Annotated in this window: 12 protein-coding genes; 2 read left to right on the top strand and 10 right to left on the bottom strand. The window is 44.0% G+C overall.

The features are described from left to right. Positions 1-276: 276 nt before the first annotated feature. Positions 277-1,518, top strand: a complete 1,242-nt coding sequence (locus tag OH458_RS10845) for an SGNH/GDSL hydrolase family protein (RefSeq protein ID WP_269978349.1) — start codon at positions 277-279, stop codon at positions 1,516-1,518. Positions 1,519-1,589: 71 nt separating this feature from the next. Here OH458_RS10845 and OH458_RS10840 read toward each other — a convergent pair whose 3' ends face one another. The 9 genes from OH458_RS10840 to OH458_RS10800 all read right to left on the bottom strand — a co-directional run bounded on the left by OH458_RS10840 (position 1,590) and on the right by OH458_RS10800 (position 13,609). Beyond that, positions 1,590-2,759: an MFS transporter gene (locus tag OH458_RS10840; protein WP_269978348.1), complete on the bottom strand. Its 1,170-nt coding sequence runs from the start codon at positions 2,757-2,759 to the stop codon at positions 1,590-1,592. Further along, a complete protein-coding gene (locus OH458_RS10835) occupies positions 2,749-3,447 on the bottom strand; it encodes an aspartate/glutamate racemase family protein (protein WP_269978347.1) in 699 nt (232 codons plus the stop codon). The genes OH458_RS10840 and OH458_RS10835 overlap by 11 nt, the downstream gene beginning before the upstream one ends. Positions 3,448-3,606: 159 nt before the next feature. Next, positions 3,607-5,379 (bottom strand): class I poly(R)-hydroxyalkanoic acid synthase, encoded by a 1,773-nt coding sequence (gene phaC, locus OH458_RS10830; protein ID WP_269978346.1) that lies wholly within the window; start codon positions 5,377-5,379, stop codon positions 3,607-3,609. A 58-nt stretch (positions 5,380-5,437) separates the two neighbouring features. Beyond that, positions 5,438-5,785 (bottom strand): phasin family protein, encoded by a 348-nt coding sequence (locus OH458_RS10825; RefSeq protein ID WP_005474523.1) that lies wholly within the window; start codon positions 5,783-5,785, stop codon positions 5,438-5,440. Positions 5,786-5,845: 60 nt separating this feature from the next. Next, positions 5,846-7,054, bottom strand: a complete 1,209-nt coding sequence (locus OH458_RS10820; protein WP_269978345.1) for an acetyl-CoA C-acetyltransferase — start codon at positions 7,052-7,054, stop codon at positions 5,846-5,848. A gap of 10 nt (positions 7,055-7,064) precedes the next feature. Continuing rightward, positions 7,065-7,805 carry an SDR family oxidoreductase gene (locus OH458_RS10815; protein ID WP_269978344.1) on the bottom strand — a complete coding sequence of 247 codons (741 nt, stop codon included), beginning with the start codon at positions 7,803-7,805 and terminating at the stop codon, positions 7,065-7,067. A 614-nt stretch (positions 7,806-8,419) separates the two neighbouring features. After that, the gene (locus tag OH458_RS10810; protein ID WP_269978343.1) at positions 8,420-11,479 is read right to left on the bottom strand and encodes an efflux RND transporter permease subunit; all 3,060 of its coding nucleotides are present in this window, start codon (positions 11,477-11,479) and stop codon (positions 8,420-8,422) included. After that, a complete protein-coding gene (locus OH458_RS10805; RefSeq protein WP_269978342.1) occupies positions 11,476-12,531 on the bottom strand; it encodes an efflux RND transporter periplasmic adaptor subunit in 1,056 nt (351 codons plus the stop codon). Before OH458_RS10805 ends, OH458_RS10810 begins: the two co-directional genes overlap by 4 nt. 1 nt (position 12,532) lies before the next feature. Then, positions 12,533-13,609: an efflux RND transporter periplasmic adaptor subunit gene (locus tag OH458_RS10800; protein WP_269978341.1), complete on the bottom strand. Its 1,077-nt coding sequence runs from the start codon at positions 13,607-13,609 to the stop codon at positions 12,533-12,535. A gap of 184 nt (positions 13,610-13,793) precedes the next feature. Between OH458_RS10800 and OH458_RS10795 the strand changes: the two genes are divergently transcribed. Next, entirely contained in the window at positions 13,794-14,516 is a 723-nt protein-coding gene (locus OH458_RS10795) for a TetR/AcrR family transcriptional regulator (protein ID WP_269978340.1), read from the top strand. Between the two features lie 71 nt (positions 14,517-14,587). Here OH458_RS10795 and OH458_RS10790 read toward each other — a convergent pair whose 3' ends face one another. Continuing rightward, complete coding sequence (locus tag OH458_RS10790) at positions 14,588-16,348, bottom strand: hypothetical protein (RefSeq protein ID WP_269978339.1); 1,761 nt, start codon at positions 16,346-16,348, stop codon at positions 14,588-14,590. Between the last annotated feature and the right edge of the window lie 274 nt (positions 16,349-16,622).

The following is a 16,622-nucleotide window of genomic DNA, read 5'->3' as shown; positions in this document are numbered from 1 at the left end:
AAATAAATAAAACGCAAAGAGGCTAGTCATTTCTTATTATAAATATAGCTACAAGTTGCACTGCTCTTAAATATAACCTTTTCCAAATCAGAAAATTAGTAACACTTATACTTATAGTGTTTATATCCCATAGTCTAATTTAGTATTTTCTAATTATTTAGAATTTGATCTTTATTCAATAAATCAATCATTCACTGCCGCTATTTTTTTATTTTAATTATTCTCTCGTGATATCTTTAGTGGAGTTTTAGCTCTAACAACAAGAAAGAGAACGTTATGAAACATACCCTTCTATTGGCTAGTATTTTCGCGGCACTGCCTGCATTGGCCGACACGCTCCCAACAACACCCGAAGCCGTCACAGCGGCTTACAGCCAGTCAGTGCAAGACGACCAAACATACACTTACGTTAAATGTTGGTATCGACCAGCACAGACACACGACGATCCGGCCTCAACTTGGGAATGGGCGTTAAATGAAGATGGCAGTTATTACACTATCGATGGCTACTGGTGGTCTTCTGTCTCTTTTAAAAATATGTTCTATACAGCAACACCACAAAATGAGATAGCACAACGTTGTAAAGAAACACTCGCAGTCGATCACGATACCGCAGATATGTTGTACTATGCGTCAGACAATCGTTTCTCGTACAACCACTCTATTTGGACAAACGACAACGCTCCAACCGCGACAATTAACCGAGTTGTAGCGTTTGGCGATAGCCTTTCCGATACAGGAAATCTTTTCAACGGTTCACAATGGGTATTCCCAAATAGAAACTCATGGTTCTTGGGCCACTTTAGTAATGGATTTGTTTGGACGGAATATTTAGCCAAAGAGAAAAGCTTACCACTCTATAACTGGGCAGTAGGAGGCGCAGCAGGAACCAATCAATACGTTGCACTGACCGGCATCTACGACCAAGTCACCTCCTATTTGACTTACATGAAAATGGCAAAGAATTACGATCCTTCACAAACGCTGTTCACGTTGGAGTTCGGGCTAAACGACTTTATGAACTACAACCGTGAGGTGTCTGACGTCAAAGCCGATTTGAGCAGTGCGCTGATTCGCCTGAAAGATGCAGGAGCAAATCACTTAATCATGCTTACCCTGCCAGATGCGACGAAAGCGCCTCAATTTAAGTATTCAACGCCAGAAGAAATCGAAAAGGTTCGCGCTAAAATTATCGAATTCAATCAGTTCATTACAGAGCAAGCGGAGCTTTACAAGCAGCAAGGGATGAACATTGCCTTGTATGACGCATATTCTCTATTCGAGTCTATGACAAGTCATCCACAACAGCATGGGTTTGAAAATGCCACTGATGCGTGTTTAAACATCAACCGTAGCTCTGCGGCTGACTATCTGTACAGCCACAGTTTTACCAACGAGTGTGCGCTGTATGGTTCAGATAAATATGTATTTTGGGGAGTTACACATCCAACGACTGCTGCTCACAAATACATTGCTGATAACATCATCGCCGAGCAGTTTTCACAGTTTCCATTCTAACTAGCTAGAACAATATCGAAATAGCTTAAGAGGCAGAGTAATCAGCTCTGCCTCTTTGCTTTAATTAGCTACTAAGCCGCTACGCTTTTTGATATGTGGTTTGAAAAACCAAACATTCCGATGACGGCCACAACAAACGGTAGAACGTAGATGTTCATCGCCTCCCAACCGACCGTTGACTCCAACCAACCCGATAATAAAGCTGTGATAGTAACGCAGCTAAAGACGAAGAACTCATTAAATGCTTGTGCTTTTGATTTGTTATGAGGCAAGTATGATTGGCTAAACAATCCCGTAGCTGCGATAAACATAAAGTTCCACCCTACTCCTAACAGCACCAGAGCACTTGAGAAGTGCCAAATGGACTGGCCATGTATATTGACTGCAATACAAAGAACGAACAGCACGCCACCAGCAAGGATCATGTTTCGGGGGCCAAATCGTTCAATCAACCGACCTGTAAAAAATGCAGGGACAAACATTCCTAACACATGCCACTCAATAACACCTGCCGCCTTATCAAATTCAAAACCGCAACCAATCATGGCTAGAGGGGTGGCTGTCATTAAGATATTCATAACGGCGTAGGCAACCATCGCAGCAAACACCGCCAGCATAAAGTTTGGTGCAGCAACAATCGTTTTAAGCGGGTCTGCGTTTACTTTAACAGAGGCAAGGCTTTGTTTTGGAAAGCGTATCGTTTGCAATAAACACAACGCCATAATGTTCAAAACAATCAACGCTAAAAAGGCTCCAACATAGAGACCATCGTTTGACCACTGCTGAGCATAAACCGCGAGATTAGGGCCAAGTATCGCCGCAATAACCCCACCAGCCATGGAAATAGAGATAGCTCGATGACGCGCGCTCTCATCACACACCTCGATAGCAGCAAATCGGTATAGCGTGCCAAACCCTATTCCGATCCCGAGTAAAAAAGTGCCCACACAAAACAACTGGAACTGCTGCGTAGCCAGCGCATAAGTGGAAACTGACGCACCGCTGATACCAATGACGTTGCCAAGACTGAAACCAATTTTGCGCCCAAGTTTACCCATAATGAGAGAGGCGGGAATGGTCGCGGACATCAGCCCTAAAAACTGCATCGCCACGGGTAAGGTGATCAAGCTAGAGTCTGGCGCTAGCGCCTTACCAACAAGACCGACGACAGAGATAAGAAGTATATTGCCTGTCATTAGTAACGCTTGGCAAATCGATAAAAGCCAAACATTACGATTCATTCAATGCCTCTTTTATCGCTTCCTGTACATGTATTGCTGCCGTATCAAACAAGGCGATTTCGGTATCCGTTTGATTGACCAATAAACCAATCTCAGTACAACCCAGTATCACCCCTTGTGCGCCATTCATTGCAAGCTCTTCAATGATGGTTTGATAATCATGTTTCGAACGTCTATTGAGCTTTCCTTGGCACAACTCGTCATAAATCACATCGTGAACTAACTTTCTTTGTACGCCATTTGGTACGATCACCTCGATGCCAAATTTATTGGTAATTCGCTGCTTGTAGAATTCCTCTTCCATTGTAAATGCGGTGCCTAGTAGCCCAACTTTGCGGATACCGCGACGTGTCAACTCGTGCCCTGTTGCATCCGCAATATGCAGAAGAGGAATCGATATCGACTCTTCAATTTGATCTGCTAGTTTATGCATTGTGTTGGTAGCAATAAGAATGAAATCTGCGCCCGCTTTTTCTAATGATTGGGCGGCCTTGCAGAGTACAACCGCCGCACTATCCCATGCACCATCACGCTGCATTTGTTCAATCTCAGCGAAGTTGACACTATTGATCAGGACCTTGGCAGAGTTGTGACCACCTAGTCTCTCTTTGATCCCTTGGTTAAGCCCCTGATAGTAAGTGACCGTCGATTCCCAACTCATGCCGCCAATGACACCGATTGTCTTCATTCTTGCCCCTCCATGCGGTTGATTCATACCAATTAAACAAAATCACAATCAGTTTACAAACAAAATAAAAGTTCGTAACTCACACAAGTGAGAAATAGAAGAGTTACAAAAGGATAGATAAAAAAATCCCCTAACATAGTTAGGGGAAGAGTGATTACGTTAGCTTTGAATAGGGAGTACTTGCTTGACGTATTGGCCAGGGGCGGTATCAATGACCGGGAAATCCTCATTGCCTATAGGGAAGGGTTCAACCTGTTCTTCCGGATTGAAACTTAACAACCATTGGTTCCAATGTGTCCACCAAGACCCTTCAGTGTGCTGGGCATTGCTGTACCATTCGTCTGCATTGTCATCGAGATTATCGTTCGTCCAGTAACCGTACTTACCTTTAGCAGGATGATTGACGATACCAGCAATATGTCCAGACTCACCAAGAACAAACGTTTTATTACCACCTACGTTCAACGCGCCTCGATACGTGCCTTGCCATAGTGCGATGTGGTCTTCTTTGGTTGACACAAAGTAGCTCGGAATCTTGATTTTATTGAGGTCAATCCATACCCCTCCAATCTTAACCCCTTTGTCTTGCACCAACTTGTTGTGAAGATACAACTCTCGTAGTAAGAAGTTATGGCTTGCTGCAGACACGTTTGTACTGTCACTATTCCAGTACAACAGGTCGAAATCTACCGGACTGTTTCCTTTTAGGTAATTGTCCACATAGTAGTTCCAGTACAGGCTATTTTCTCTTAGCAAACTGAAGGTAACACTCAATGAGCGACCATCCATATACCCTTTAGCATCGTTTTGCTTCGTGATGGCATCAATAATGGTTTCATTGATGTACGCGCCCACTTCTCCAGGCTGCGCGAAATCAAGCAAGGTCGTAAAGAAAGTCGCACTTTTGATGCGTTTCTTCATTCTCTTAGCAGCATAATATGCCACTGTACTTGCCAATACCGTTCCACCAATACAGTAACCTGCGGCGTTAATTTGCTCTTGGCCAGTGATAGATTCAATAGCCGAGACCGCTTTTGCTACACCTTCGGTAACATAATCACCGAACTCAACGTCGCGTTGCTCAGCACCTGGGTTGCGCCAAGAGATCATGAACACCGAGTGTCCTTGCTCTAGGAGCCAACGAACCATTGAGTTCTTTTCTCTAAGATCAAGGATGTAGTACTTGTTGATAAAAGGAGGGACAATCAACAGCGGGACCGCGTTGACCGTTTCAGTTAGAGGCTTGTATTGAATCAATTCAAACAGCTCATTCTTATAAACGACATCACCTGCGGTGTTCGCAACATCGTCGCCTAGTCTGAACGCGTTATTGTTCGTCATGCGAATTTTTAGAATATCCGCACTCGATTCTAAATCTGCTTTAAGTTGGTCTAATCCTGTTAACAGGTTCTCACCATTCTGCTCTATGGTTAGCTTAAGCAGCTCTGGATTGGTCGCGATAAAGTTGCTTGGCGACAAGGCATTGATCGCTTGACGAGAAAAGAAACTGATACGTTCTTTGGCTTTCTCATCCAGCCCTTCAATGCTATCAATGGTTTGCAGATACGTTTTACTAAACAACAAATAGGACTGTTTAATAAAGTTAGAGAACACATCTTGCTGCCATTCTTCATTTGAAAAACGTTTGTCACCACGCTCAGGCGTTACTACATCATTCGTGTTGCCCGCGAGCGCTACGTTTTGCCATATCTGAAGCTGTTGCTGCCACCAGTCGGCTTGAATTTGTAACAGCGCAGCAGGTTGATTGGCGGCGCTTTCAAATAATTTGGCCGTATCTTCGAAATTGACTTCCTGCATCGCTTTATTGAGGGGAGAGTTTACGGCTGCCCTGCTCTGTTCTAGATCTTCCCACCACTTTTGATTGGTTTCTTGGAGCTTAACAAGGTAGTCCGAAAAGAAGTTTTGATACATAGTATTACTCCTAAGATCGGAAAAAAGCCGCCATTGAAGGCGGCAATAAATCACAGTGTTATGCAGGAGTCACTGTCTTAAGGTTTTCCGTTGTGAGTTGCTCAACATCTTCTTTGAACTCTTTAGCGATAGATTGTAGCTTGTTGCTATCGTCGATCATTTGCTGAGAAAGCTTAGTCAGCGTGTTCAGTTGCTGACCGTTAAAAGCAGTCAGTGAGGTAACATCTTTCACTTCGCTCGCTGCTTTCATCTGCGTTAGACCCATTTCGCTGTATGTGCGAATCGCATTCAGTTGAAGCTCTGTTAGCACTTCGACATTTTTAGTCACAAGCTTGTTGAACTTGATGTATGGCTCCAAGCCTTTTTCTGTTTGATCGGTAAACGTTTTGAAAAAATCGGTATACATGAGTATTACTCCTGAGTTAATTCCATTTAATTACGAATTCAGTTCACTTAACTAGTAGCGTTAAGCAATTGATTTAATTACAACAGCAGTGCCCATTCCACCACCAACGCAAAGTGAAGCGACACCATAATTGCCTTTACTTCGGTTGAGTTCGTGAATAAGCGAAACCAGTATTCTGTTGCCTGATGCCCCCAGTGGATGACCTAACGCGATAGCGCCACCGTTAACATTGGCTTTATCCAAGATGGATGAGATAGAGACATTTTGCTCGTCTGCCAATTGATGAATAACCCCGAGTGCTTGTGCCGCAAATGCCTCATTCAGTTCATACAAGTCGATATCATCAGTGGTTAAGTCTGCTTTCAGCAAAGCACTCGATACCGCTTCAACAGGACCTAATCCCATAATCTTTGGATCAAGACCAGATTGCGCGTAGCTCACCAGCTCTGCGATAGGTTGCAAACCCAGATCTTTCACTGCCGACTCACTCGCGAGTACAACCGCACTTGCGCCATCATTGATTCCTGACGCGTTACCCGCGGTCACTGACCCTTCTTTGTCAAATGCAGGACGCAGTTTTTCTAATCCACTTAAGGTCGCAGTCGCTTTCGGGTATTCATCCGTATCAAAGACGATAGTTTCGCGGCGTTTTTTCACGTCAACGGCAACAATCTCATCTTTAAACTTACCCGCCTCAATCGCGGCTACGGCTTTCATTTGGCTCGCTAAGGCATATTCGTCTTGTTGCTCTCGCGAGATCCCTACTTGCTTAGCGATGTTTTCTGCCGTTACACCCATGTGATATTGGTTAAACACATCGGTTAAGCCATCATTAATCAGCAAGTCTGTTAGAGCCATGTTGCCCATTTTGTGACCGTCGCGAATATTGCCGGATACGGTAAAAGGGATTTGCGACATGACTTCCACACCCGCCGCAACCACTACGGAAGCGTCACCGGCTTTGATGTGGCTCGCGGCATCCATGACTGTCTTCATACCACTACCACACACCATGTTTAGTGTGTAGGCAGGAACGGTTTCAGGAATGCCCGCATAAATTGATGCTTGACGGCCAACGCTCATGCCTTGCCCCGCCCCAATCACGTTGCCAACAATCACTTCGTCGATGACTTCAGGATTAACATTGGCTTCATTTAGCGCCGCTTTGATAGCGATTGAAGCAAGATTTCCGGCACTGATGTCTTTCAACGTGCCACCAAAATTTCCGATTGGAGTGCGCTTTGCCGAAACGATGTATACTTTTTCCATGTTCCACTCCTTAGTGCATGTATAAGCCGCCATTGACGGACAAGGTTTCACCCGTAATGTAAGCTGCAGCATCACTGACTAAGAAAGAGACCGACTTGGCAATTTCCTCGGGGGTCGCAAGGCGTTGCATCGGAATTTGCGCTTTGATTGAGTCAAGGACTTCAGGTTTCATCTGCTCAACCATTGGTGTGCCCGTGTAGCCTGGGGCGATAACATTAACTGTCACGCCACTTCGTGCCCCTTCGGCAGCCAACGCTTTTGAAAAGCCAATCATCCCAGCTTTTGCTGCCGAGTAGTTTGTTTGGCCAAACTGACCTTTAAGACCATTCACTGAAGAGATATTGATGACACGACCACCCCCCTTTTCACACATTGCGGCGAAAACAGGTTGAGTGACGTTAAATAAGCTATTGAGGTTCGTTTCGATCACCTCTTTCCATGCGTCTGCTTTCATCTTTTTGAAAACGCCATCGCGTGTGATACCCGCGTTGTTGACGACAACATCAACCGTACCTTCTTCTTGAAGGAGCGTTGCTAGTCGCTCAGCACACTGGGCTGTGTCCGTGACATCTAATTCGAACAGTCGCACTTGTTCTGATGTAAAGCCTTTTTCGTCAAACCACTTTTTGGCACACTCATATTTTCCAGTGAAATAAGTGGCAATGACTCGATAGCCATCGTCAACAAGTTGAGAGGAAATAGCAGAACCGATTCCGCCTTTTGATCCAGTGATCAAAGCGATTTTTTTCATTAAGAGACTCCATTCTTAACAGCAATTTTAACAGTAAGTTTTGGTTATCGTTTGATGCTAAGAAATAGCACCAACCAACGTTGTTATTAATATTATTGGAGAGACTTCCCGCTCTCGTTCTATTTATTAAAGCTAAACTGAAAATATGACAGTTCAAATAATTTCTTAAATTAAGTGCATAAAGTTGAACAAAGTCTCATAAGGAATGAAATGTTATATAGTTGTTAACCAATATTAAGTCATTGTTTTTAATTAATTAATTTATAAGAGTACTTTTATCAGTAGTTTCTAAATTACTGTTTTTTCGCCTTTTTTCTCAAATTTGAGCATTTTCATAAAACAGACTGCTGATTTCTCACATCCTATTCTCATGAGCTATTGAAGGTAGAATTTATTACATTTTTGTCATTAGCTATATCTACCTTTGTATCAGAATTAACTGCGCGTTTTGTTATTAATGAATAATTTTTATGAATAAGTCACTGAATCAACTTATTTATTGCTTTACTCAACCTATTAATACTTTGGTCTAATAGCCAAATGAGTCGTTATTACAAAAAAGCCCAGTCAATGACTGGGCTGGCTTAATACGAATCGGTATTCATTCCATGAATTTATCCGGCAGTGGATGGTTTGATTCGATAAAATATGACAAACAGGACAGGCACGACAATTAGGGTTAATACGGTAGCAAAACCAAGCCCAGCCATGATCGTTATCGCCATAGAGCCAAAGAAAGCATCAAATACCAACGGTATCATGCCTAAAATCGTTGTGAGTGCTGCCATACTGACTGGCCTAACTCTTGAAATCGCGCTATCAAATACCGCTAAGTAAGGGTCTTTGCCTGTATCTAGCTCAATGTTAATTTGATCCAATAGTACGATTCCGTTTTTCAATATCATCCCACTTAGGCTTAATAGACCCAAAAATGCGGTGAAGCTAAACGGCATATCGGTCGCGAGTAAACCAATTGACACACCAATCACCGACAACGGCACAGTCAACCAAATTACTAATGGTTTTCTTAACGAGTTAAACAACAGCATGGTGATGATAAACATCAGTAAGTATCCCATTGGAAGCGAGCCAAACAATGCCTGTTGAGCATCCTTGGATGATTCGTACTCCCCTCCCCATGAGATTTGATAACCTTCCGGCAAAGGCAGTGCCTCTACCTGAGGACGAATACGAGAGAACAAACTCGCTGCCGTTTCATCTCCTAGTACGTCATGATCGGCAAGAACGGTCAAAGTTCTTTTTCGATCACGGCGCTGAATCAACGGCTCTTGCCACTCAAGTTGAACACCATCAATCACCTGCTCTACGGGGATATACGTCTGTAATGATGGACTCCAAATCTTAACGTTAGCGATAGATTCAAAGTCCACTCGCTCTTGCTCTGGTAAACGAGCAATGATCGGTAGCATCGTTGTTCCATCTCGAAGAAGGCCGATTGGCGTTCCGCCAAATGCCATTTTTAACGTCTCTGAAACCTCTTGTTTTGAGATGCCTAAACGTCTTGCTTTTGATTCATTGAATTGCGGTACCAACTCTTTGGTTCTTTCACGCCAATCATGACGTACGTTTCGAGCGCCTGGATCAGCATTTAGAATATCCTCAATTTCAACGGCGATATTGCGTAACACTTGGGGATCGGCGCCAGTAATTCTTGCCTCTATTTTTGATGCCGGAGAAGGGCCAAATTCCATCAGTTTGAACTGGAATGTCGGCTGCACGAACTCGGCTAAAAGCTCGGAATCCAACTCTTCAAGCAGCGCAAACATGGCGTCACGGTCATCTGTTCTCACTTGAATTTGGGAATATGCTTCATAGCTTTTTTCTGGTTGGTAGGTTAAGGCGAATCGCTGCAAACCCTGTCCAGTCGTGGTAGTAACAAAATCAACATTGTCTTTCGCGCGGATGAACTGCTCTACTTTCTGAGTCTCAGCCAATGTTTGTCGGATATCCGTCCCTTCAGGCATCCACACATCGACATAAAACATAGGCGTATTTGACGGTGGAAAGAACGACTGCTTCACCGCGCCAAATCCAATTACAGCAGCCACAAGTAAGCCCACCATACTCGCGACGGTCAACCAACGGAAACGCAGGGCTAGCTTGAGGATGGATCCAAAGATAGTAAATAACATACCTTTATAGGGGTCGACCTCAACATTGCCCTGTTGCTTTTCTTCTTTGAGTAACAAATTCGCGAGGAAAGGCGTAAGCGTTAGGGCGGTGATCCAACTTAGAAATAGCGAATAGCACAGTACCCAAAACAGTGAGCCCATGAACTCACCCGTCGCGTCTTCAGACAAACCAATAGGGGCAAATGCGGTAATCGCGATGACGGTGGCACCTAGCAAAGGCCACTGAGTTTGCTTGACGATATCAACCGCAGCTTGAAGTTTGGTTTTCCCCTTTTTAAGGCCAACCAGTATCCCCTCTACGACCACAATCGCGTTGTCGACCAGCATCCCTAACGCGATGATCAAAGCACCGAGCGATATCCGGTGCAATTCGACATCGTTTTGTTTCATCATGATGAAGGTGCCAAATACCGTTAGTAGCAAAACAGCACCGATGATAATGCCACTGCGCAGTCCCATCGCGAACAGTAGCACGATGATCACAATCCCAACGGCTTGACCTAAACTCACAATAAAGTCATCGACTGACTTGTCAACTTCTGCAGATTGGTTGTAGAAGTAATTGATTTCGACGCCGGCAGGTTTGATGTTTTCAAGGCTTGCGATTTCAGCCTCTAAGCTCTTTCCGACTTCAACAACATTGACCCCAGCACCAAAGGAAACCGCAAGGTTTATCGCAGGCTTACCGTTATAAGTGACAATATTGGCCGGCTTCTCCTGAATCCCGCGTGATATGGTTGCGACGTCTTTAAGTCGAATTAGATTACCAGTATCTCTACCATGAATGATTAGGTCTTGAAGCTGCTGCTCAGAATTCATTGTGCCATTTGGGCGAATCGTGAGCGACTCACCGTTCACCATCACTTCGCCCGCAGATTGGACGCTGTTTTGCTGTGTCAGCAGCCCCACGACCGTATTCATGTCGAGGTTTAATGCCGCCAATCTCTCCAATGAAATCTCAACAAATAACTGCTCTTGTTGGTCTCCCGCGATGGCAACTTTACCTACACCATCAACCAGTTCTAGCTCTCGGCTTAAGTAGTCAGCGTATCGTTTCAACTCAATATAATCGTATCCTTCGCCGGTGAGCATCAGCATGATGCCGTACACGTCGCCAAAGTCATCTAAGATTTGAATTGAATTCACACCGCTGGGCAAATTAGGCCGTAGATCGTTTATCTTACGACGCATTTCATCCCATATTTGAGGGAGCTCATCCGGTCCATATTCCATTTCCATACTGACCATGATTTGGGACATTCCATTGGATGAAGTCGAGGTAATCCGGTCTACATAAGGGAGCTTGCGGATCTCTTTTTCTAACGGGTAAGTTAGCTCCTCTTCAACTTCTTGGGAGGTTGCACCCGAATAAGTCGATATGATCATCGCGTCTTTGATAGTGAATGCCGGATCTTCTAGGCGACCTAAGTCCATAAATGAGGTGTATCCACCAATCGCAAGGATGACGAGAAACAGCCAACTAATGACTTTATTTTTGATTGAATACTCAGCAATATTCACAGCTGCGCTCCTTTTATTTCCATTCCTTCACGGAGCTTCCGTAGGCTCGAATTAACCAGTACGTCCCCACGTTTAATGCCATCGAGCACAACTGCGCCTTTGCCATTGATCTGATCAACTGTGATTTGATGTCGGTGTACTTTATTGTTTTCAAGTTTCCACACGTAGAATTCACGCTGTTGCTCTCCCGCTTCGATAGCGGTTATCGGCAGTTGATAAGCCTGAGACATTTGCAGTCCAGCCTCCATTAGGTCCACGGCAATCTTAGCGCCCGTACCGGGCAGAATTTCATCCTCTACTTGTGGCATTGTTAGCCAAAATTCATAGGTTTGACTCTCTGGGTGCAGTTCACTGGTATGCTCCAAGTAACGCATTTCATACTCGCCTTCATGTCCAGAAAACGTCGCTTTGGGTTTGTAACCTCTCGACCCGACTTGTGGCCTCAACATAGCGAGCACTGAGTCTGAAACACTTACTTTGACGTAAACATCATCACTTCGATAAACCGTTGCAACGCTCTCGCCAGGCTGGATAACTTCATGTTTTTGTTTGATCACACTAGAGACCACGCCGCTAAACGGGGCCTTAAGCCGCGTGTAACTGATCCGAGATTGGGCTAATCCAAGATGCGCATTGGCCAACTTATAGTTAGCTTGTAGCTGATCAAGTTCAGCTTTAGATATCATCTTGCTTACATGCAATTCTTCACCACGTTTGAACTGCTTTAAAGCAAGCTCAAAACGCGCTTGAGCATCGGATAGGTTATCTCGGTGCTTGCTGTCATCTAACATGGCAATCACTTGGCCCTTCTCCACGTGATCACCTTCCTGCACCATGATTCCGATGATTTCTCCCTCAAGACGAAACGCCAACGGAGTCAACTCCGCTGGTACCACTTGGCCATTGAAACTCCGGTGTTGCGTCGCAATGGGCGCTTGAACATTGAATGTTTCAACCGTCATACCATTTTTGCTGCGATGCTCGACCTCTGGTTTGCACCCCATCAAAGTGGCAACGGTGAGGGTTAACACTGCTAGCTTGGAAAACTTCATGCTAAATACCCCCTTCCTTCGTCCATGCTTTTACCCTTTGTCCTTCAACCAAACGATCGACACCCGCCTCTATGATGAGGTCACCTGCAGACAAGCCGGACACGAGCTTGCCATTTGAGTCGAACTGAACATCAACTCGGCTGATTGTTTCCGTCACCTGATTGAACAAGAACAGTTCACCCGTCCGATCGGTTCGGGCAAGCCACGCACTGTCAGCAATACTTAGACCTGTCGATTGGCGCGAATGGGACGCATGGACTTGCGCGGCCATTCCTGGGAGTAAATTCATCGTTTGTGGTCGTTCCATCGTCACGGTCGCTGTATAGCTGTTGGTATCAGGATCGGGTTGAGTCGATATCTCTTTGAATACAGCAGGGACGTGAAGTTCGGGGCGGCTATCCATCGTGACGGTCAGCGGAGAAAACTCAATATTCTCTAAGCCATTTTCTTCAACGTATGAAACAGGCACGGTAAACACAACGTCTAACTCTTGGTTATTAATGATATTGAGCACTGGCTGTGAAGCTGCTACAACTTGATGCTCTTTAGCGAAAGTCATCGATATCACGCCATCAAACGGAGCAATAATCTTCGTGTATTTAAGATCAGCTTGTGCTTGCTTTAGTGATGCCTGAGCGGCTTTATACTGGGTCTCAGACTGGTCATAAGTGTCAGTACTAATGAGCTTTTTCTTATACAACTGCTTTGCGCGTTCAAACCCCGTCTTGGCTAATTCAAACTCTGCGCGTTTGGCATCCAACGTCAGTTGGTAGTCATTTGGTTCAAGCAAAGCCAGTACTTCTCCTTTGCTGACATTCGCTCCCATTTTCACGTTTAGAGATTCGATTTCCCCTGCCACTTGGAAAGACAAAGACGCTCTGTCGGTCGCATCGATTTTTGCGATGAATGAATCCTGTGCGCTCGCATTCAATGCAGGCACTTGCCATAGCTTTACTGGCGTAATCACCGGTGTGGCAATTTCAGAGTTGGCTTGATTGCAACCAACGAGCATTGAGCCTAGTAATAACGAGGCAAACCAATGCGTTGCTTGCCTTCGATTTATCAATTTTATGATCATATCCAATCCCATAATTACATATTGCACAGTCGTGCAGTATATTAAATTCATCACTGGTTTCAATGTTTATTTTCCATGTGTGCAGTAAAATTTTCTGTTATGCTCCTATTAACACTCACGTAGTTAATGAAATATCGGCCCATTTCTGGTAGAAATACCGCGTCCCAAGTGATTGATAGAGAAAATGGTAGAAAGAAAACAAGGTCGCCGAAGCGCACAAGACGCTGAGAAGACAAAATGCGAAATCATGAGAGTTGCTACCGAGCTGTTTTGCGAGCTGGGGTATGAGCGTGTCTCTTTACGAAACATCAGTGATAAAGCAGGTGTATCACACAGCTTGATTCGTCACCACTTTGGTAGCAAAGAGCAGATTTGGTATGCGATAAGCGATGGTTTGCACAAGTATATGGAAAACTATCTGCATACCATTCTCGATAACATTCCCAAAGACGCAACAGCGAATGTAAAGCTGTATCTCTTTTCGGTGCAGTTACTTGCCCACATGCTGATTGCTAAGCAACCCATTCAACTCATTGCCGATGCAGTACGCCAAGAAGACGCCTTGTTTGATTATTTTATCGACAATACTGGCGAGATTGAGGCGTTAGTGAACAGCATTGCTGACGAGTACAATGAACAGTACCCAGAGACACCCGTGAAGATTTGGGAAGTGAAATGGCAGATGATCATGTTTGCCCATTCAGCTGCAAGCCTTGCGCCTTTCATGGTAGAAACGTGGCGAGACGAAACCAAAGATTTTGACCAGTGCTTACTTAACCATTGGGGCATGTTCAATCACATGATGGCTTGCCGCTTCAGTATTCCACAAGAAGAAAGGTTAGCTCCGAGCAAAGTCGAAGATTTAGTGTTTGAGGTTTCTTGCCCTATCGAACAAGAAAATGATTGATAGGCAGCCATACTTTATTTGGCAACATCATGAAAAAAGACGCTACCAGTAGCGTCTTTTTCGTCTCTAAATTAGTGGTGGTGAAGAGTCATCATCGCCTCACGAGTAGAGAAAGTGTCATGTTCGCTATGGCGAGCTGAACGCTTCTCTTTTTTGGGTAAGTTGGCCAATTTGTTTGCCAACGCGGCGAAGCCAGACACGTTTTCATTCGCGTAGATATCATCTAACACCGCTTGTTTATCGAACGAGCCCAATAATGCCTCTGCTGCATAGTAAGGAACCGTTCCCGTCGACAGCTTACTCATATCGTAGCCTAGCTCATTCAAAATCCAGAAGACCGATGCGCCCGTGTCGTAGAATACTCCCCATGCGTACTGCCATTTGACCTGATCATGGTCAGCAAACTCAATTTTATCGAATCCATCATAGACGAACGTCTGGTCAAAATCCCCGAGATGATTGACGGTTGTCACTTCAACGTACTTTGCTCCCCCTTCAAACAACTCCTGACCTAGCCCCATATTTCTCACGAGACCTGTCGAATCAAGCTCCATTTGCTTGTGCGTTAACGCGACGTATTGTCTAAGTTTCTTCCTTAGCGTCTCTTTACTCAATGATTTGTCAGGTAAACCACTGAAAACTTTCTGACTAATCAGCTTGAGTTCGATTTGTTTTGCATCTAACGGATAGTTGTTTATATCTTGTTTATACCAGTCAGGATATTTCACGTTTTTGCTTTGATAGTGATGGAACATCTCATGCACATTTAACGCAATTGAAAATGGTTTAGTTTCGCCATCACGTATAAATTCACTATCGATGTAACGTTGAAGATAATATTTAACACCTTCAAACTCGTAATCAAATTCGTAAGCCGTGTTTCCGCCATTTTCTGGCTTAACCTTATCAGCGGCAAGATGCATATTTGTATCGTATCGATAGACGTCTAATCCGAAGTTTTCATTGTGTCCTAACTTTTGGTAATCGTCCCCGACTTTGGTCGGTCTAATTAAATATGCTTTTTGCGAATTACCTTTCCCATCATCTTTCAACATATACAGTGGTGTGTTCGCGTAGTAATTTCCATAATCGAACCAAACTTTCTCAGACTTTAATATTTGAGTCGCTTTGCTAATTTGAGATAGCATTATTTTATCAATGTTATCCGTCAATGCAGTTTCCGGGTCTTTATTGTATTTGCCAAGCCCATAGAGTTCTAACTCTCCCTCACTCATGTAGTACATACCGTCTGCCGGGGCTTGTTCAATAGTGAAAAAATAAAATTCACTTGGTTTTGGTATCCCCATATCTTTGTAATAGTCGATGTAGGGTTGGTGCACTAACGAATCCTTTGGATAGTCCGTTGCTTGTTTGTCGCCGTTCGACCAACTGTGAACGCCAATCTTTGCACCATGAACGATGGTGCGCTTGACGCCAGCGACAAACAAATCCGTCCCGCCAGAGGCAATATGACCCGATGATTTGATGACAGAATCTAAGTTCTTCGCTCTCACCTGCCTTGCCAAAATTAAGTTTGCGTTATCGTTAATCGAACCTTCAATTTTGACAAAGTTGAGAAGCGATACATTTTTGTGAGTATTCATCATTTCAGCAAAAGCTTGTGGAGAACCACTACATATCGTCCCTGATAAATCTGCGGTTGTCCCATTGACCGTGAATGTTAACGCTTGTTCACCTGGGTCGAGTTGTTCGCTACACACAGATTGAAACACCGATTTTTTTGCATTGTGTTTAGTTGGTTTGGAATTCCCGCCTCCATTATTACACCCTGCCAAAATAGCAACGCTTAACAGAGCCAATTTCATTTTCATTGTTATATCCCTACTTAATAAGTTCGGCAGTATGACAAAGACTCATTAGAATTAGTTCATCAGTTAATAGCGTTGCTTACATTCAATTACATTGAAAGAATAATAAGCCCTCTCCCTTACAAGGTATTACAAATTGGCTTATAAGCGATGAAACTAATGGAAAAAAGAGAAAGCCATTTTACTAATCATTAAACTATTACGTTTTATTTATTGGTAAGGTTGAGGTTCGATAAGTCACTGTTAAATACTAATCACAAGCGAGTGAAATAAACTC

This window comes from Vibrio sp. MarTm2 (assembly GCF_027587055.1).
GTDB lineage: Bacteria > Pseudomonadota > Gammaproteobacteria > Enterobacterales > Vibrionaceae > Vibrio > Vibrio sinaloensis_D.
This window is presented reverse-complemented; position numbering and strand designations above follow the sequence as displayed.

Coding starts and splice junctions, on each gene's coding strand:
- OH458_RS10845 (WP_269978349.1), top strand. CDS start 277: ATGAAACATACCCTTCTATTGGCTAGTATTTTCGCGGCACTGCCTGCA.
- OH458_RS10840 (WP_269978348.1), bottom strand. CDS start 2,759: ATGAATCGTAATGTTTGGCTTTTATCGATTTGCCAAGCGTTACTAATG.
- OH458_RS10835 (WP_269978347.1), bottom strand. CDS start 3,447: ATGAAGACAATCGGTGTCATTGGCGGCATGAGTTGGGAATCGACGGTC.
- phaC (WP_269978346.1), bottom strand. CDS start 5,379: ATGTATCAAAACTTCTTTTCGGACTACCTTGTTAAGCTCCAAGAAACC.
- OH458_RS10825 (WP_005474523.1), bottom strand. CDS start 5,785: ATGTATACCGATTTTTTCAAAACGTTTACCGATCAAACAGAAAAAGGC.
- OH458_RS10820 (WP_269978345.1), bottom strand. CDS start 7,054: ATGGAAAAAGTATACATCGTTTCGGCAAAGCGCACTCCAATCGGAAAT.
- OH458_RS10815 (WP_269978344.1), bottom strand. CDS start 7,805: ATGAAAAAAATCGCTTTGATCACTGGATCAAAAGGCGGAATCGGTTCT.
- OH458_RS10805 (WP_269978342.1), bottom strand. CDS start 12,531: ATGAAGTTTTCCAAGCTAGCAGTGTTAACCCTCACCGTTGCCACTTTG.
- OH458_RS10800 (WP_269978341.1), bottom strand. CDS start 13,609: ATGATCATAAAATTGATAAATCGAAGGCAAGCAACGCATTGGTTTGCC.
- OH458_RS10795 (WP_269978340.1), top strand. CDS start 13,794: ATGGTAGAAAGAAAACAAGGTCGCCGAAGCGCACAAGACGCTGAGAAG.
- OH458_RS10790 (WP_269978339.1), bottom strand. CDS start 16,348: ATGAAAATGAAATTGGCTCTGTTAAGCGTTGCTATTTTGGCAGGGTGT.